The organism is Delftia sp. WSY_10, from assembly GCF_043104705.1.
Lineage (GTDB): Bacteria > Pseudomonadota > Gammaproteobacteria > Burkholderiales > Burkholderiaceae_C > Comamonas > Comamonas tsuruhatensis.
In genome coordinates, this window is record NZ_JBICKY010000057.1 from 219360 (window position 1) to 237159 (window position 17800).

Here is a 17800-nt window from a genome sequence, read left to right on the forward strand (position 1 = left end):
GAAGTTCAATCGCAAATGGGCCATAGTCGCCGTCGCAGGCGCATGCATGGTCGCAGGCCTGGTGTGGTGGAAGGCCAGTGCCAAGCCCTCCACCCAATTCGCAACCGCACCCGTCACCGTCGGCGACCTGGAGCAGACCGTGCTGGCCGTGGGCCGGCTGCACCCCAAGGAACTGGTGGCCGTGGGCGCCCAGGTCTCGGGCCAGGTCCGGCGCCTGCACGTGGAGCTGGGCCAGAAGGTCAAGGCCGGCGACCTGATCGCCGAAGTCGACGCCCAGCCGCAGCGCATCAAGCTGCGCAATGCCGAGGCATCCGTCACCGCCTTGCAGGCCCAGCTGGCCGCGCGGCGCGCGGCGCTGGTGCAGGCCCGGCTGACCTTCCAGCGCCAGCAGGAGCTGCTGCAGGCCGACGCCACCTCGCGAGCCGACCATGAAGCCGCCAAGGCTGCGCTGGACACCGCGCTGGCCGATGTCGGCGCCCTGCAGGCACAGATCGAGCAGGCACGCACCCAGGTGGAGACCGAGCGCATCAACCTGGGCTACACCCGCATCGTCGCGCCCATGGACGGCGTGATCGTGGCGGTGGTCACCAAGCAGGGCCAGACCCTGAACTCCTTCCAGACCACGCCCACCATCGTCATGCTGGCCAAGCTCGACGTGATGACTGTGCGCGCCGAGATTGCCGAGGCCGACGTGGACAAGATCCAGTTGGGCCAGACGGTTTGGTTCACCACGCTGGGCAGTGGCCGCCAGCGCCACACCGCCACGATCGAGCGCATAGAGCCTGCGCCCGCCTCCATCGCCACGGACGCCACCGCTGGCGCAGCGACCGCCACCGGCGCCCAGGCCGCCAAGGCCATCTACTACAACGCCCAGTTCGACGTACCCAACCCGGAAGGCAAGCTGCGCCCCTCCATGACCGCCCAGGTCACCGTGCGCGTGGCCCAGGCCGACAAGGCCGTGCTGGTGCCGGCCGCCGCACTGGGCAGCCGGGCAGAGGACGACAGCTACACCGTGCGCGTGCGCGACGGCGAAGGCAAGGTTGCCGAGCGCAAGGTGCGCATCGGCCTGCGCACCAATGCCCAGGCCCAGGTGCTGTCGGGCCTGGAGGCCGGCGAGCAGGTGGTGATCGGCGAGGCGGGCCCGAACAACGCCCCCGCCGCCGACCCCATGGGAATGTGAGCATGGACCAGCCATTGCTGCAGATGCGGGGACTGCGCAGGGAGTTCCCCGCCGGTGACACCACGGTCGCCGTGCTCAAGGACATCGACCTGACCATCGAGGCCGGCGAGATGGTGGCCATCGTCGGCGCCTCGGGCTCGGGCAAGTCCACGCTGATGAACATCCTCGGCTGCCTGGACCATCCGACCTCGGGCAGCTACCGCATCGCCGGCCGCGAGACCGGCGAGCTGGGCCCCGATGCGCTGGCCGCGCTGCGGCGCGAGCATTTCGGCTTCATCTTCCAGCGCTACCACCTGCTGGCCGACCTCACGGCCCAGGGCAATGTGGAGCTGCCATCGGTCTACGCCGGCACGGCGCCCACGGACCGCCATGCGCGCTCGGCCGCCCTGCTCGAACGCCTGGGCCTGGCCGACCGCATGCAGCACCGGCCGGGCCAGCTGTCGGGCGGGCAGCAGCAGCGCGTGTCCATTGCGCGTGCGCTGATGAACGGCGGCGCCGTCATCCTGGCCGACGAGCCCACGGGCGCGCTGGACAAGGCCAGCGGCGAGCAGGTCATGCGCATCCTGCAGGAGCTGCATGCCGACGGCCACACCATCATCCTGGTCACGCACGACATGGCCGTCGCCGCCCACGCCACGCGCGTGATCGAGATCAGCGACGGTGCCATCATTGCCGACCGGCGCAGCACCCCGCACGAAGCCAGGCCGCCCGTGGAGCCGGCATCCGGCGCGCGCCGGGCCTCCTGGCGCGGACTGTCGGACCGCTTTGGCGAGGCCCTGCGCATGGCCCTGCGCGCCATGAACGCCCACCGCCTGCGCACCTTCCTGACCATGCTGGGCATCATCATCGGCATCTCGGCCGTGGTCTCGGTGGTGGCGCTGGGGCGCGGTGCGCAGCAGCAGGTGATGAACCAGATCAGCGAGCTGGGCACGAACACGCTGGACATCTTTCCCGGCAAGGACTTCGGCGACACGCGCGCGGCCGCCATCGAGACCCTGGTCGCCGCCGACGCCCAGGCCCTGGCCGAGCAGCCCTACGTGGACAGCGCCACGCCCAATGTGTCGGTCGGCGTCACGGCGCTGTACCGCGAGAACGCGGCCACGGCCCAGGTGACGGGCGTGGGCTTCGAGCACTTTCGCGTGCGCGGCCTGCGCCTGGCATCGGGCCGCTTCTTCGACCAGCGCGACGTGGACCTGCACGCCCAGGTGGCGGTGATCGACCAGAAGACCGCCACCGCCCTGTTCCCCACCAACCCCAGCCCGCTGGGCGAGGTCGTGCTGCTGGGCCAGATGCCCGTGGAAATCGTCGGCGTGCTCCGGCCTGCGCAAAACAGCTTCGGCGGCTCCACGCCCACCTTCTTCGTGCCCTACACCGCAGCCGCCACGCGCCTGGTCGGCAAGTACCACCTGGACAGCATCACGCTGCGCATCAAGGACGCGGTGCCGGCCGAGATCGCGCAAAAGGCCGCCACCAGCCTGCTGACCGAGCGCCATGGCACCAAGGACTTCTTCATCTGGAACTCCGACCAGATCCGCCAGGCCATCACGCGCACCAGCACCACGCTGACGCTGCTGGTCTCGGCCATCGCCATGATCGCGCTGCTGGTGGGCGGCATCGGCGTGATGAACATCATGCTGGTGTCGGTGACCGAGCGCACGCGCGAGATCGGCGTGCGCATGGCCATCGGCGCGCGCCAGTCGGACATCCTTCAGCAGTTCCTGATCGAGGCCGTGCTGGTCTGCATCGTGGGCGGCATCCTGGGTGTGTCGCTGGCGCTGAGCCTGGGCCTGGCAGTGAGCCTGTCGGGCTCCAGCTTCCAGCTGTCGTTCTCGGCCGCCTCCATCGTGCTGGCCGTGGCCTGCTCCTCCCTCATCGGGATCGGTTTCGGCTTCCTGCCGGCGCGCAGTGCTGCGCGCCTCGACCCCGTACAGGCTCTATCGAGAGATTGACATGCATATGCTGAAGACCGGCGTGCTGGCATGCGCAGTGGCCCTGGCCGGCTGCGGCGCCATCACGCGCACAACCTACGAGGCGCCGCAGGTGGCGCTGCCCGCACAGTTCAAGCATGCGCAGCCCTCGGCGGCCGCGCCTGCGCCCGAGGCATGGTGGCGCGCCTTCGGCGATCCGCGCCTGGATGCATGGATCGACATGGCCCTTGCGCGCAACCCCGACCTGGCAACGGCAGGCATCCGCGTGCGCCGCGCCGCGCTGCAGGCGCAGCTGGCGGGCCGCGCCCTGCTGCCGCAACCCGGCGGCACGCTCAGCACCGGGGCCAGCCGGCCGCTGTCCGGCAACCCGCGCAGCACGCTGGAGACGTCCAGCGCCACGCTGAGCGTGGGCTGGGAGCTGGACCTGTTCGACCGCCTGGGTGCCCAGCGCGATGCGGCCGTCTTCGAGGCCCAGGCCAGTGAGCAGGACAGGCAGGCCGTGGCCCTGTCCCTGGCGGCCACCACCGCCAGCCTGTACTGGCAACTGGCCCTGGCCAACGAGCGCCTGGAATTTGCGCGGCAAAGCCTGGAGTACACACGCCGCACCGGCGAGCTGGTGGAGGCGCAGTACCGCAGCGGCGCCGTATCCAGCCTGGAACGGCGCGAGGCCCGGCAGGCGCTGGCCGAGCAGCAGGCGCTGCTCAGCCAGTACACGCAGGCCCGCGCCGAACTGCGGCAGGCGCTCAACGAGCTGCTCCTGGGCGCCGAGGCACCCGGTGGCGAGCCGCAGGCCCTGCCCACGAGCGCGCTGCCTGCCATTGCCGCAGGACTGCCCGCCGAACTGCTGGGCCGCCGCCCCGACCTGCGCGCCGCCGAACTGCGGCTGCGCGCCTCCCTGGCCAGCAGCGATGCGGCCACCGCGCGCTACTACCCCACGCTGTCGCTGACCGGCAGCCTGGGAGGCTCCAGCAACTCGCTGCTCGACCTGCTGGCCAACCCCGTGGCGGCCCTGGGCGCCAGCATGACCCTGCCCTTTCTGAACGTGGGCGAGATGCGGCTGAACACCGCCATTGCGCGCAACCAGCATGAAGAGGCCGTGGTCAACTTCCGCAAGTCGCTGTACGCCGCGCTGGCGGAAACGGAAAAAGCCCTGTCCGCCCGCACCGAGCTGGCCAGCCAGGAGCAGGCACAGCAGCGCGTCATGCAGGAATCGGCAGAAATCACCCGCCTGTACGAGGCACGCTACCGCGCAGGCCAGGTACCCCTGCGCACCTGGCTGGATGCGCAGGAGCGCAGCCGCAACGCACAGCTGGCCCTGTCGGCCCTGCACCTGGCGCAACTGCAAAACCAGGTGACGATCAACAAGGTGCTGGGCGGCGGATGGCAAGCCCCTTGAGCAAGGGCCGGCAACCTCCGCCAAAGTGCCCCGCCCCTGTCAGAACGAATGCGCCATGCCCAGGTACAGGCCGGTCTGGCTGCCGCCCGGCGCCGGGTTGTTGCTGGTGGTCTCCACCGAGAAGTTCGCATTGCCGCCATTGCGCACATTGCCCACGCTGGCGTACAGCAGCGTGCGCCTGGACAGCGCGTAGTCGGCGCCCGCCATGAACAGGTTGGCGCTGCCGCCGCCGTTGTTGACCGTGGTGCGGTAGCCCGCCCCGATCAGCGTCAGCGGGCCTGACACCTTGTAGCGCGCGCCCATCCAGTACTGCCGCGCCTTGTTGGGCACGCCGGCCGCGCTGTCGGGCGCAGACAGCTGCTCATAGCCCGCGAACAGCTTGAGCGCGGACAGCGTCACCGTGCCGCCCAGCGTCAGGTTGCGGGAGGTGGTGTAGAGATCGCTGAAACGGCCATTGGCATCGCGGGCCACATCGTAGATGGCGCGCAACTCGAACGTGGGCGCGGTATAGGACACCGACAGCGCATCCTTGCGCAGCCGCGATGCGCCCTGCGGCTGCTCGCCCAGGCCGGTCAGCGCCAGCACGCGCAGGCCGCCCCAGCTGGGCGTTTCGTACGAGACCATGTTGTCATGCCCGCCCCAGTTGCGCCCCCGCACCAGCGTGGCCGAGCCGATGAACTGCTGGCCCGTGGGGTCCAGCGCCCAGTGCGCATCCGAGATCGACAGGTCCTTGCCCAGCTTCAGCGTGCCCCAGCCGCTGCGCAGGCCCACGAAGGTGCGGCGGTTGAAGAAACCTGCGCCGTTGAACCTGGCATCGTCGATGCTGAAGCCCGACTCCAGCGTGAACAGCGCGTGCAGCCCGCCGCCCAGGTCCTCCTCCCCCTTGAAACCCAGCATGCTCGTGCCCCACTGGTTGCCCACGGCCCGCCACAGATTGCCAGAGCCGCCCGTGGCCGGGTCGTACACATTGTTCTGGTAGTCCACCCCCGCGACCACACGCCCATAGAGCGTGACCGAACTCTGGGCCTGGGCCGCCAGGGCCGTGCCCAGCACCAGCGCGGCCAGGCCAGCGCTGCGGATCATGCGTTTATTCATCTCCCTCTCCTCCTTGACATTGCCGATTGGCGAAAATCCCCATGGCCGCAGCACGGCTGCCATGGGGAGCAGCTTGAAACCGGTCGCCAGCCCCTTTTCTTGTGCTTCTTGTTCTTGTGCTTCTTGTTCTTGCGGGTGCATGCAGCCCCGTGGTTGCGATGCCCTGCAGGCTGCTTTCATGAATTCTCCGCAGGGATGGCGTCGGGCCTGAACGATTCATGCGCAGATCTATGCATTTGCGGCGCGGGCGCCCGGGGGTTTTCCCCTGGAAGGGGGTTGAGCGACGTTCGGGGATGGGGCATGGCCGACGGATGCTCAGTCGCTCACTCCTGCGCAGAATCCTCCAGCCGAAAAATGCAGGCCATGGGCGTCCACTTGTCTCCAGGTGGTGTCCACGGCGTGGGGGCCTGAAAGGCCCACATCAGGTCTTCCCATTCGCACAACTTCGGATCGGTGGCGGAGGCAAGGGCCATGGCCCGGGCGTCATGCACTGCGTCATCGGTGTCCATGACCATCACCATGCGCGTGCCAAGGCGGTGGATTTCCATGCCGACCACGCCATGGCCGCGCAGATGCGCTTCCACCTCGGGCCAGATCCTGCGATGCAGGGCTTCATAGCGGGCGATCAGCGCCGGGTCATCCCTGAGGTCGAGTGCAAGGCATTGGCGCATGGTGTCTCCATGGTGGTCAGGTCAGCGCGCGGTCCAGGTGGGTGTAGCCGCCATCGACGAACAGCCATTGCCCCGTGGTGTGCGATGCCCGCTCGGACAGAAGAAAGACGACCGTGTCCGCAATCTCCTCGGCCGCCGTCATGCGCCGGCCCAGCGGAATCCGGGCGCTGATCTGTTCCAGCTGGCGCCCGGGGTCGTCGAAGCGGCCCAGCCAGTGCAGGTACATCGGCGTCATCACCTCGGCGGGCACCACGGCATTGACGCGCACGCCATCGGCTGCCAGCGCGGCAGCCCATTCGCGCGTCAGCGAGAGCTGGGCCCCCTTGGCCGCGCAGTAGCCGCTGGCCTGGCCCTGCCCGGTCAGCGCGGTCTTGGACGAGATGTTGACGATGGCGCCACGGCTGGCCTTGAGGTGCGGCAGGCAATGGTGGGCCATGACGTAGTAGTGCACCAGGTTGGCCTGCAGCGAGCGCACGAAGGCGTCGCGCCCTGCCTCCAGGCCCACGCCGTCATTGATGCCCGCGTTGTTCACCAGGCCGTCGATGTGGCCGCAGTCCGCCGCAGCGCGGGCCACCATCTCCCCGCATGCCTGTTCATCGACCAGGTCGAAGCGGAAGTGGCGGGCCCGGGGCTGCAGCTCCATGAGCTGCGCCTCGAACCGCGCGGACATGGTGTCCTTGCCGCAGATCAGCGGAATCGCACCTTCACCGGCCAGCCGCAGCGAGATGGCCGCCCCGATGCCGCTGGCACCGCCCGTGACGATGAAGGTCTTGTCTTTCAGGTTCAGGTCCATGCTGCCTCCCATGGGGTCAGGTCATGCCTTGCGGCTGCAGGCCGTAGCAGCGCGCGGCGGTGCCGCCCCACAGCGCCTCGCGCTCGGACACCGACAACCGCGACGACGCCCAGCCATTCACCAACTCAAAGACCGTGGCGTATGGCGCGGCCAGCAGGCAGACCGGCCAGTCGGAGCCAAACATCAGCCGCTGCGGACCGAACACCTGCAGCGCCATATCTAGACAGCGCAGCAGGCAAGCCCTGCCTGCCCCGTCCAGCCCGGCGCGCCAGTCGGCCTCGGTCACTAGGCCCGAGAGCTTGCAGGCCACATGCGGCAGCGCGGCAAAACGCCCCAGCCGCGCCTGCCAGTGGCCGAATGCGGCCTGTTCCCGGACCAGCACGGCCAGCGGGGGCTTGCCCAGATGGTCCAGCACCAGCCAGTGCGCGTCGTGCCGTGCGCAGAAGGCGGCAGCCGCCTCCATCTGGTGATGGAAGACGAGCAGGTCATACGCCCAGCCCTGGCGCTGCAACAAGGCCATGCCGCGCCCGAATGCGGCGCAGCCCAGAAAGGCTGCGGCATCGGGCTCATCCTGCACCTGATGGCGCCAGCCGCACAGCATCGGCTCGGCACGCCAGTCCTGCAGGCGCTCGCCCAGGCCCTCGCAGGTCAGGTCTTCCCACCCCACCACGCCGCGTATCCAGTCATTGCGCCGCGCCAGCTCCAGCAGGAACCGCGTCTCATCGACCGTGGCGCGCGCCTGCACGGCGATGGCGCCCGTGAAGCCGCAGGCAGACAGCTGGGGCAGGAGATGGCCGGGTGTGCGGTCCACCGCCAGGGCCCGCATGTCCGCGCCTATCCATGGATAGTCCCCGGCGCTGTAGCGCCAGAAATGCAGGTGTGCATCGATGCGCGGATGCAAAAGTGAATGGGAATGGGACAGGGCCATGGCTCAGGCCTGGAAGCGATACCTGGCCAGAGATTCCGGCTTCATCGTGATGGAAAAGCCGGGCGCACCGGGAGGCATATAGGCCGCATTGCGCACCACGCAGGGATCGACGAAGTGCTCGTGCAGATGGTCCACGTACTCGATCACGCGCCCGTCACGCGTGCCGGACACGCAGACGAAATCGATCATGGACAGATGCTGCACATACTCGCAAAGGCCCACGCCCCCGGCATGCGGACACACGGGCAGACCGTACTTTGCGGCCAGCAGGAGTACCAGCAGCACCTCGTTGACCCCTCCCAGCCGGCAGGCGTCGATCTGCACCACGTCGATGGCGCCACGCAGGATGAACTGCTTGAAGAGAATGCGGTTCTGGCACATCTCTCCAGAGGCGACCTGGACCGGGGCGACGGCTTCGCGCACCGCGCGGTGGCCCTCCACATCGTCAGGGCTGGTCGGCTCCTCGATGAACCAGGGCCTGGCAAAGGCCAACTGCCGCACCCAGCCGATGGCCTGCCCCACCTCCCAGGCCTGGTTGGCGTCGATCATCAGCTGGCGGTCCGGCCCCAGCACCTCGCGCGCGATGGACACGCGCCGGATATCGTCCTGCAGGCTGCGCCCCACCTTGAGCTTGACGTGGTTGAAGCCACCGGCCACCGCCTCGCGGCACAGGCGGCGCAGCTTGTCGTCGTCATAGCCCAGCCAGCCGGCCGAGGTCGTGTAGCAGGGATAGCCCTCGCGCTCCAGCACGCCGATGCGCTCGGCCTTGCGCGGCGACTGGCGATGCAGCAGCTCCAGCGCCTGGGCTTCGGTCAGGGCATCCGTCATGTAGCGGAAGTCCAGCGCGCGGACGAACTCCTCGGGCGTGAAATCGGCGACCAGGCGCCACAGCGGCTTGCCCTCGGCCTTGGCCCACAGGTCCCACACGGCATTGACCACGGCGCCGGTGGCCAGGTGCATCGCCCCCTTGTCCGGGCCGATCCAGCGCAACTGGCTGTCGGAGGTGATGTGGCGCCAAAAGCGCCCCATGTCCTCCCGGATCCAGTCGAGCTCCATGCCCTCCACCAGATGGCGCATGGCCGCGATGGCGGCGCAGCAGACCTCGTTGCCGCGACCGATGGTGAAGGTCAGCCCGTGCCCCTCAAGGCCGGGCGTATCCGTCTCCAGGATCACATAGGCGGCGGAGTAGTCCGGGTCCGGGTTCATGGCGTCAGACCCATCCAGGTGACTGGAGGTCGGAAAGCGCACATCGAGCACGCGCAGGGACAGTATTCGCGTCATGGTCTTCTCAGGCCTTGCCGGTTGTCGAGGGATGCGGTTGCACGCGAGCCGCCACCATGGTCTGGCGCTGCTCGCCCAGGCCGGCGATGCCCAGCCGCATGGCCTGCCCGGCACGCAGATACATGGGCGGCTTCTGGCCCATGCCCACGCCCGGCGGCGTGCCGGTGGAGATCACATCGCCCGGTTGCAGGCTCATGAAGCGGCTCAGATAGCTGATGAGGAAGGCCACGCCGAACACCATGGTGGCCGTGCTGCCGTCCTGCATGCGCCGGCCGTCCACATCCAGCCACATGCGCAGCGCCTGCGGATCGGGCACCTCGTCGGCCGTGACCAGCCAGGGCCCCAGCGGGCCGAAGCCGTCGCAGCCCTTGCCCTTGTCCCAGGTGCCGCCGCGCTCGAGCTGGTACTCGCGCTCGGAGATGTCGTTGACCACGCAATAGCCTGCCACGTGCTCCATGGCCCGGGCCTCGTCGATATGGCGCCCGCCCTGGCCTATGACCACGCCAAGCTCCACCTCCCAATCCGTCTTCACGGAGCCGGGCGGAATCTCGATGGCGTCGTCCGGGCCGCAGATGGCACTGGTCCACTTGCCAAACACCACGGGCTCGGGCGGCACCTGCATGCCGGCCTCGGCCGCATGGTCCGAGTAGTTGAGGCCTATGCACACGAACTTGCCCACCTGCCCCACGCAGGGGCCCAGACGCAGCGTGTGCTGCGGCACGCCTTCCACCAGGGGCAGCTGCAAGGGGTCCAGGGCGCCCAGTTGCGCCAGGCTGTCCGGCAGCAGCACAGGACCGGCAATGTCGTCCACCACGCCCGAGAGGTCGCGCACACGCCCTTGCGCGTCAAGCAGGCCCGGTCTTTCATGGCCCCTGGGGCCGTATCGCAGCAATTTCATGGAGCAGTCCTGTGCAGTTCAGTTGGACCAGCCACCGTCGATCACGCTCAGCGTGCCGGTGACGAAGCGGGATTCATCGCTGGCGAGGTAGGTGGCCAGCGCGGCGATCTCCTCGGGCTTGCCTACCCGCCCCATGGGCTGGCGCGCCACGAAGGCCGCGCGCACCTGCTGCAGCGGCACGCCCTGCTGCCGGGCCTGGCTGGCGATGCGCGCCTGCAGCGACGGGGACTCCACCGTGCCAGGGCAGATGGCGTTGCAGCGTATGCCCTGCGTGACGAAGTCGGCCGCCACGGCCTTGGTCAGCCCGACCACGGCGGCCTTGGTAGCGCCATAGGCATGGCGAAGGGGCACGCCCTTCACGCTGGAGGCCGCGGACGACATGTTGATGATCGATCCGCCGCCCTGGGCCAGCATGGCAGGCAGCAGGGCGCGGATGATGCGGTGCATGGAGGTGACGTTGAGCTGCCACGCAAAGGCCCAGTCCTCGTCGCTGCAGTCCAGGATGCTGCCGTGGTGCACGAAGCCCGCGCAGTTGAGCACTGCATCGAAAGCCCACTCCTGCCCGGCCAGTGCCAGGATGTCTTGCGCATCGGTCACATCCAGCCGCCGCGTACGCAGGCCGTCCCGTCCCTCCAGTTCTGCCAGCGCCTGCATGTCGATGTCGGTGGCCAGCACGCTGGCCCCCTCGCGGGCAAACATCAGCGCGCAGGCTCGCCCTATGCCCTGCCCGGCTGCGGTGACGAGAATGTGTTTTCCGGCGAGTCTCATGGAGCCATTCCTTCCCTTGCTTGAAAAGGGTTCTGCACGGGCGATTCGCGGACCGCGCCTATTGCTGCTGCTCACCTGCGAGCCGGGCCAGCATCAGGGCGCCGAGGATGATGGCGCCGTAGATCGCCTGTATCCAGAACGATGGCACCTGGGCCAGCGTCAGCAGGTTCTGCACCACGCCCAGCAGCAGCACGCCGCACAGCGCACCCGACATGGAGCCCTTGCCGCCATCGAGCGAAATCCCGCCGATGACGGCCGCCGCGAACACCGTGAAAATCATCGAGCTGCCCTGGTTGGCATTGATCGCGCCCACATAGCCCGTGACCACCAGCCCGCCCACTGCGGCCAGCACACCGGCCAGCACGAAGACGCCCCAGGTAATACGGTCAACATTGATGCCCGCCGCGCGCGCCGCATGGGGGTTGCCGCCAATCGCATACAGCGCGCGGCCCAGCCGGTGGTGGCGCAGCACCACGGCGGCCGTGCCGAACGCCAGCGCCGCCAGCCAGACCGACAGCGGCAGCCCCAGCAGCGTGGCCGTGGCCAGGGCGAAGAAAGGCTGCGGCATGTCGAACAGGGTGCCGCCCCTGGTCGCGCCCACCAGCACGCCGCGCAGCACGATCAGCATCGCCAGCGTGACGATGAAGGCATTGAGCCGCAGCCTGACGACCAACAGGCCATTGAGAAAACCCGTGCATGCGCCTACGGCCGCGATGGCCAGCAGCCCCGCCGCCACCGGCCATGCCGTGCCAAAGCCTCCCGAGGCTGCAGGAATCACCAGCATGGCGCCCACCGCCGGCGCAATGCCCACCGTGGACTCCACCGACAGATCGAACTTGCCCGTGATGATGATCAGCGACTCCGCCAGCACCACCAGCGCCAGGGCTGCGGAGGCCCCCAGGATGCTGACCAGGTTGGCCGGTGTCAGAAAGCTGGGGCTGGTCAAGGCTCCCAGCACGAACAGCAGGGCCAGCGCAGGCACCAGTGCATAGTCGCGCAGCCGGTGCAGGGCGAGCCGCCCGGCGGCCGGCACGGGCACAGCCGTGTTCGGCGAGACGAAGGTTTCAGTGCGCATGCAGGCTCACTCCTTCCATGGAGGCAATCAGTTCACCGTCGTCCCAGCCTCTGGCGAGTTCGGCCACCACATGGCCATGGGACATCACCAGCACACGGTCGCAGATGCGCAGGTCGTCCAGCTCGCTGCTCGCCAGCAGCACGGCCCGGCCCTGCCGTCGCTCACCCTCCACCACGGCCAGCAATGCCTGCCGGGACTTCACATCCACACCCGCAGTGGGATCGATGAGCACCAGCACATCGGGCTCGCTGGCCAGGGCGCGCGCCATCACCACCTTCTGCTGATTGCCGCCCGACAGGCCGGACACGGCCTGCTGCGGCCCGCTGGCCGCCACATCGAGTGCACGCATGGCCGACAACGCCGCGGCCTGCCTGCGCGATGGCGCGATGAACCCGAACCGGCCCAGCCTGTCCATGATGGTCATGGTCGCGTTCTCGGCGATGGACTGCCCCGGCACCAGGCCCTGGCGGTGCCTGTCCTGCGGCACGCAACCCACGCCGTGCGCCAGCGCGGCGCCTACATCGCCGGGCGGCAGCACGCGGCCCGACACCAGGATCCGGCCCGCCGTGGTGCGCCGCAGGCCCGCCACCGCCTCGCCCACGGCCGTGCGCCCGCTGCTGGTGGAGCCTGTCAGCCCCACGATCTCGCCACGCCGCACCTGCAGGCTGACAGCCCCGAAACCCTTGCCGCACACCTGCTGCAGCGCCAGCACCACGGGGGCAACGCCCGTGCCCCCGCCTGCCGGGGGTGCGTGGGCGGCGCAAGACGCGCCGGCCAGGCTGTCCCGCTCGCCGGTCATGGCCTCGATCAGTGCCTGCCGGGGCAACTGCGCCACCGGCGCCGTCACCACATGGCGAGCATCGCGCAGCACGGTGACCGTCTGGCAAATCTCATAGATCTCCTGCAAGTGGTGCGAGATGAAGAGAAACGTGACGCCGCCTTGCTGCAGATCGTGCACGCGCCTGAGCAGCCGCCGCGTCTCGTCGTGGTCAAGCTGTGCCGTGGGTTCGTCCAGGATGATGAAGCGCGCGCCCAGCGACAGCGCCCGCGCGATCTCCACCAGTTGGCGGGCTTCCACCGTCAGATCCCGGGCCAGCGCATCCTCGTGCACATCGATCTGCCAGGCATCCAGCAAGGCCCTTGCCTCGCGCCGCAGCACGCGCCAGGAAATCCAGCCATGGCGCAGCGGCTGCCGGTTGATGAACAGGTTCTCGGCCACCGACAGCTCGCCGATGATGGCCGAATGCTGGTAGACACAGGCCACATGCTGGCGCCAGGCCATGCGGTCGGTCACCGCAGGCGCGGGCTGGCCGTTGAAGCGGATGCTTCCCGTGCCGGGCTGGTGCAGGCCGGTCAGCAAGGCGACCAAGGTGGACTTGCCTGCGCCGTTGCGGCCAGCCAGTGCATGCGACTCGCCCGGCATGACCGCCAGGCTCACATCGTGCAAGGCCGTCGTGGAGCCGAAACGCAAGCCGAGCCCACGCGCCTCCATCACCGGCGTGCCCGGTCTGTCAGCCATGAATCCGGGGAGTATCGTCATGGCTGGTTGGCCCACAGCGACTTGTCGTCCACGTTCTCGCGGGTCACCACGGGTGCGGGCAACTGGTCCTCCAGAATGCCGGGCGCCACCTCCACGATGCGGCTGCCATGCGGGGTGGGTCCGGGCTTGAACGACTGCCCTGCCAGCGCTGCCTTGATGTAGTACAGGCCGTACTTTGCGTAAAGATCGGCGGGCTGCGAGATGGTGGCGTCGATCTCGCCCCTGCGGATGGCATCCAGCTCCTGCGCGATGCCGTCGTTGCTGATCACCACGATGTGCCTCGGATCGCCGGCCGGATGCAGCAGCCCCCTGCGCCGCAGCGTCTGCAGCGTGGGCGCCAGATAGACACCGCCTGCGTGCATGTAGATGCCCTTCAGGTCCGGATGCGCGGACAGCAGGCCATCGAGCGCGGCGGCGGCGGCATCGGACTTCCAGGCCGCGGGAATCTCCAGCACCTGCAGCGCCGGGAAATCCTTCATGCAGCTGCGGAAAGCCTCGGCCCGATCACGGCCGTTGACCGATGCCAGGTCGCCCATGATCTGCACCACCTTGCCCGCCTTCACCTGCGCGCCCAGGTACTGGCAGGACCGCGTGCCATAGGCGCGGTTGTCGGCACGCACCACCATCGCCACCTTGCCCCGGGTAGGCGCCACGTCCACCGCCACCACAGGAATCTTCCCCTGCTCGGCCAAGGCGAGCGCGCGACCAATGGCCGCCGAATCCAATGGCGCCACCACCAACCCCTTGGCGCCGAGGTTGATCAGATTGGCCACGTCGGTGATCTGCTGGGCCGGGTCCTGGTTGGAGTTCACCGGCGCCAGGATGTCGACCCCGATGGCCTTCGCCATTTGCGGGAGGTAGCCGTTGTAGGCCTGCCAGAACGGCGAGGTCAGCAGCGGCAGGTTGACCCCGATCCTGCCTTGCTCCGGGCCGGGTTCCGCCGCCAGCGCCGGCCCCGCGCCTGCCAGCGCCGCCACTGAAGCCAGCGCGGCTACAGCAGACATGAGCCGGCAAACCATTGCGGAACATCCGGCCGGAACCTGGAAAACGCCGTGCAGTGCAGCCATGGAAAGTGCCTCCTCATGTGTGCCGGGACTCCGGCGGTGCCGCTGGATCGCCTTTTTGCCGATGGCGCGTGGCACATCGCTGGGGCAATTCATTCATCCATGAATTAATTATTTATAAATAAACCTCACTTCGGCAGCTATGGTTTACCCAGCCCACGCACCGCTTGCGCAGGTCCGCAGCAAAAACAGGACTTGTCCTATCCCGAACGTAAGATCTGCACGCATGAGCAAAGCACTGGACAACGCAGAAGACAGCGAGCGCTACCGCGCGCCGGCACTGGACAAGGGGCTGGACATCCTGGAGCTGCTGGCCGAGCACCCCGATGGACTGACGCGGGCCGAGATCGTCAAGGAACTGGGCCGGGGCCCCAGTGAGATCTACCGCATGCTCGAGCGGCTGGTGGCCCGGCAATATGTGATGCGCTCAGCCGGCGGCGACCGCCATGCGCTCAGCCTCAAGATGTTCGCGCTGGCGCACCGCCACCCGCCCGTCAACCGCCTCGTGACCCAGGCGCTGCCCGTCATGGATGCCTATGCGCGCCAGGCCGAGCAGTCCTGCCACCTGGGCCTCTACGACCGTGGCAATGTCCTGATCGTGGCCCAGGTCCCCGGCCCCGGGAACTGGGGCCTGTCGATCAGGCTGGGCGCACGCGTCGGGCTGCTGGACACCGGGTCAGGCCATGTGCTGCTGGCCTGCCAGACAACCGAACGCCGCACGCAGATGCTGGCCGAGCACGCGCCTTTGGAAGGCGAGGTACATCTGCCCGAGGCACAGCTGCACGACATGCTGGAACAGATACGCAGCACGGGCTACAGGCAGAGCGAAAGCCTGCAGTCCTATGGCGTGGTGGACATCTCCTGCCCCATCCTGGGACCTGACGGTCAGGCCCTGGCCGTGCTGACATCTCCCTATATCCGCCGCATCGATGGACATGCGGGCCCTTCGCTGGATGAAGCGCGCGAATGCCTGTTGCAGGCGGCACAGGAGTTGTCGTTGAACCGGCAGCCGCGCGACGGCCAGTGAGCCGCGCGCAGCCTGCCGGCTGGCGTCAACGCGCCGTCGTATCGCTGCTGGCCGCCACGATGGGGATATAGAACTCCCCGCCCGCGCGGTTGAATTCCTCGGCCTTGGCCTGCATTCCGGCGGCAATGCCTTCCTGCTCGGCCACTCCCTTGGCAGCGGCGAATTCGCGCACTTCCTGGGTGATCTTCATGGAGCAGAACTTGGGGCCGCACATGGAGCAGAAGTGCGCCACCTTGGCGCTGTCCTTGGGCAGGGTTTCGTCGTGGTAGGCCTGGGCGGTGTCGGGGTCCAGGCCCAGGTTGAACTGGTCCTGCCAGCGGAAGTCGAAGCGGGCCTGGCTCAGCGCGTCGTCGCGGGCGCGGGCGCCGGGGTGGCCCTTGGCGACGTCGGCCGCGTGGGCTGCGATCTTGTACGCGATGATGCCCTGCTTGACGTCGTCGCGGTCGGGCAGGCCCAGGTGTTCCTTGGGCGTGACGTAGCACAGCATGGCGGTGCCGAACCAGCCGATCATGGCCGCGCCGATGGCGCTGGCGATGTGGTCGTAGCCGGGGGCGATGTCGATGGTCAGCGGGCCCAGGGTGTAGAACGGCGCCTCGTGGCAGTGCTTGAGCTGCTCGGTCATGTTGGCCTGGATCATGTGCATGGGCACGTGGCCGGGGCCTTCGATCATGGTCTGCACGTCGTGCTTCCAGGCCAGCTGGGTCAGCTCGCCCAGGGTTTTGAGTTCGGCGAACTGGGCTTCGTCATTGGCGTCCGAGGCGCTGCCGGGGCGCAGGCCGTCGCCCAGCGAGAAGCTGACGTCGTACTGCTTCATGATGTCGCAGATGTCCTCGAAGTGCTCGTACAGGAAGCTCTCGCGGTGGTGGGCCATGCACCACTTGGCCATGATGGAGCCGCCGCGCGAGACGATGCCCGTGCGGCGCTGGGCCGTGAGGTGGATGTACGCCAGACGCACGCCGGCGTGGATGGTGAAGTAGTCCACGCCCTGCTCGGCCTGCTCGATCAGGGTGTCGCGGAAGATGGGCCAGGTCAGGTCCTCGGCGATGCCGCCCACTTTCTCCAGCGCCTGGTAGATGGGCACGGTGCCGATGGGCACGGGCGAGTTGCGGATGATCCAGTCGCGCGTGGTGTGGATGTTCTTGCCGGTGGACAGGTCCATCACGTTGTCCGCGCCCCAGCGGATGGCCCAGACCAGCTTCTCGACCTCTTCCTCGATGCTGGAGGTGACGGCCGAGTTGCCGATGTTGGCGTTGATCTTGACCTTGAAGTTGCGCCCGATGGCCATGGGCTCGATCTCGGGGTGGTTGATGTTGGCCGGGATGATGGCGCGGCCGCGCGCCACTTCGTCGCGCACGAATTCGGGCGTGATGATCTTGGGGATGGCGGCGCCCAGGCCGTTGCCGGCCAGGCGCGCCTCGCGCGCGGCGTCCTGCTGGTACTCGGCCATCCATTCGCGTCGGCCGTTCTCGCGCAGGGCCACGTATTCCATCTCGGGCGTGATGATGCCCTTGCGCGCGTAGTGCATCTGGGTGACGTTGCCACCGCTCTTGGCGCGGCGCGGCTGGCGCTGCAGCGATGCGGCCTCGGCCCGCAGGCGGGCCACGCGCTCGTCTTCCTCGCCGCGCTTGCCGCCGTCGTCCAGGGCCTGGCGCAGGCGGCCGGCGTAGTACTCGCTGTCGCCGCGCGACTCGATCCAGGCATTGCGCACGCCCGGCAGGCCGCTGCGCACGTCGATGGCCACGGCCGGATCGGTGTAGGGGCCCGAGGTGTCATAGACGCTGACCTGCTCGCCATTGGTCAGCTGGATATCGCGCACGGGCACGTTGAGGCCGCTATGCAAGCTGCCTTGCAGATAGCTCTTGGTGGAGGCCGGGAACGGCTTGCGCGACTGCGCCAGCAGGTCGGAAAAACGCTGTGCGTCGGGAGCTTCGCCGGCTGCGGGGGTGAAGATGGAATCGGGAGCGTTCATGTCGGGTTCCTTGCGTTCAAAGCGTCGATCAACAACGCTCCGGGAACCGGACACTCCTTGGGCTGTGCCAAAGGCCGCGCACCGGGCTATGCCAGTGTGGGCCTGCCAGGGCCGTATGGCCTTGGCCCCTGGTTGCCACGCACGCCAAGGCGCACGAGCAGCCTTGGTTGGCAAGGGTCGATGCGCA

At 68.4% G+C, this 17800-nt stretch carries 15 protein-coding genes; 4 read left to right on the top strand and 11 right to left on the bottom strand.

Going from position 1 to position 17800, the window contains the following annotated elements; translation table 11 throughout:
- Window positions 1-46 precede the first annotated feature (46 nt).
- Genes ACF8ML_RS26840 through ACF8ML_RS26850 form a run of 3 tightly spaced genes read left to right on the top strand, consistent with a single transcriptional unit; the run spans window position 47 to window position 4504 of the window.
- Complete coding sequence (locus ACF8ML_RS26840; RefSeq protein ID WP_392408425.1) at window positions 47-1180, top strand: efflux RND transporter periplasmic adaptor subunit; 1134 nt, start codon at window positions 47-49, stop codon at window positions 1178-1180.
- Between the two features lie 2 nt (window positions 1181-1182).
- On the top strand, window positions 1183-3129 hold the full coding sequence (locus tag ACF8ML_RS26845; RefSeq protein WP_392408427.1) for a MacB family efflux pump subunit: 1947 nt from the start codon (window positions 1183-1185) through the stop codon (window positions 3127-3129).
- A gap of 1 nt (window position 3130) precedes the next feature.
- Window positions 3131-4504: an efflux transporter outer membrane subunit gene (locus ACF8ML_RS26850; protein ID WP_392408428.1), complete on the top strand. Its 1374-nt coding sequence runs from the start codon at window positions 3131-3133 to the stop codon at window positions 4502-4504.
- 39 nt (window positions 4505-4543) lie between these two features.
- On the opposite strand, the gene ACF8ML_RS26855 is transcribed toward ACF8ML_RS26850, so the two are convergent.
- The 10 genes from ACF8ML_RS26855 to ACF8ML_RS26900 all read right to left on the bottom strand — a co-directional run bounded on the left by ACF8ML_RS26855 (window position 4544) and on the right by ACF8ML_RS26900 (window position 14572).
- Entirely contained in the window at window positions 4544-5599 is a 1056-nt protein-coding gene (locus ACF8ML_RS26855; RefSeq protein ID WP_209670698.1) for a porin, read from the bottom strand.
- Between the two features lie 323 nt (window positions 5600-5922).
- Complete coding sequence (locus ACF8ML_RS26860; RefSeq protein ID WP_017405715.1) at window positions 5923-6270, bottom strand: L-rhamnose mutarotase; 348 nt, start codon at window positions 6268-6270, stop codon at window positions 5923-5925.
- Between the two features lie 16 nt (window positions 6271-6286).
- Window positions 6287-7063, bottom strand: a complete 777-nt coding sequence (locus ACF8ML_RS26865) for an SDR family oxidoreductase (protein WP_046986695.1) — start codon at window positions 7061-7063, stop codon at window positions 6287-6289.
- 16 nt (window positions 7064-7079) lie between these two features.
- Window positions 7080-7991: an amidohydrolase family protein gene (locus tag ACF8ML_RS26870; protein WP_392408430.1), complete on the bottom strand. Its 912-nt coding sequence runs from the start codon at window positions 7989-7991 to the stop codon at window positions 7080-7082.
- A 3-nt stretch (window positions 7992-7994) separates the two neighbouring features.
- A complete protein-coding gene (locus ACF8ML_RS26875; RefSeq protein ID WP_313283645.1) occupies window positions 7995-9272 on the bottom strand; it encodes an L-fuconate dehydratase in 1278 nt (425 codons plus the stop codon).
- 7 nt (window positions 9273-9279) lie between these two features.
- Window positions 9280-10170, bottom strand: a complete 891-nt coding sequence (locus ACF8ML_RS26880; protein ID WP_392408431.1) for a fumarylacetoacetate hydrolase family protein — start codon at window positions 10168-10170, stop codon at window positions 9280-9282.
- An 18-nt stretch (window positions 10171-10188) separates the two neighbouring features.
- Window positions 10189-10938, bottom strand: a complete 750-nt coding sequence (locus tag ACF8ML_RS26885; RefSeq protein WP_392408432.1) for an SDR family oxidoreductase — start codon at window positions 10936-10938, stop codon at window positions 10189-10191.
- A 58-nt stretch (window positions 10939-10996) separates the two neighbouring features.
- Window positions 10997-12013, bottom strand: coding sequence for an ABC transporter permease (locus tag ACF8ML_RS26890; protein ID WP_392408433.1), 1017 nt, complete (start codon window positions 12011-12013; stop codon window positions 10997-10999).
- Window positions 12003-13532 carry a sugar ABC transporter ATP-binding protein gene (locus ACF8ML_RS26895; protein WP_392408434.1) on the bottom strand — a complete coding sequence of 510 codons (1530 nt, stop codon included), beginning with the start codon at window positions 13530-13532 and terminating at the stop codon, window positions 12003-12005. The genes ACF8ML_RS26890 and ACF8ML_RS26895 overlap by 11 nt, the downstream gene beginning before the upstream one ends.
- Window positions 13533-13549: 17 nt before the next feature.
- Entirely contained in the window at window positions 13550-14572 is a 1023-nt protein-coding gene (locus ACF8ML_RS26900) for a sugar ABC transporter substrate-binding protein (protein WP_392408573.1), read from the bottom strand.
- Window positions 14573-14843: 271 nt separating this feature from the next.
- Between ACF8ML_RS26900 and ACF8ML_RS26905 the strand changes: the two genes are divergently transcribed.
- Complete coding sequence (locus ACF8ML_RS26905; RefSeq protein WP_392408435.1) at window positions 14844-15644, top strand: IclR family transcriptional regulator; 801 nt, start codon at window positions 14844-14846, stop codon at window positions 15642-15644.
- Between the two features lie 25 nt (window positions 15645-15669).
- Here the strand turns inward: ACF8ML_RS26905 and thiC are convergent, their stop codons facing one another.
- The gene (gene thiC / locus ACF8ML_RS26910) at window positions 15670-17613 is read right to left on the bottom strand and encodes a phosphomethylpyrimidine synthase ThiC (protein ID WP_012204233.1); all 1944 of its coding nucleotides are present in this window, start codon (window positions 17611-17613) and stop codon (window positions 15670-15672) included.
- Between the last annotated feature and the right edge of the window lie 187 nt (window positions 17614-17800).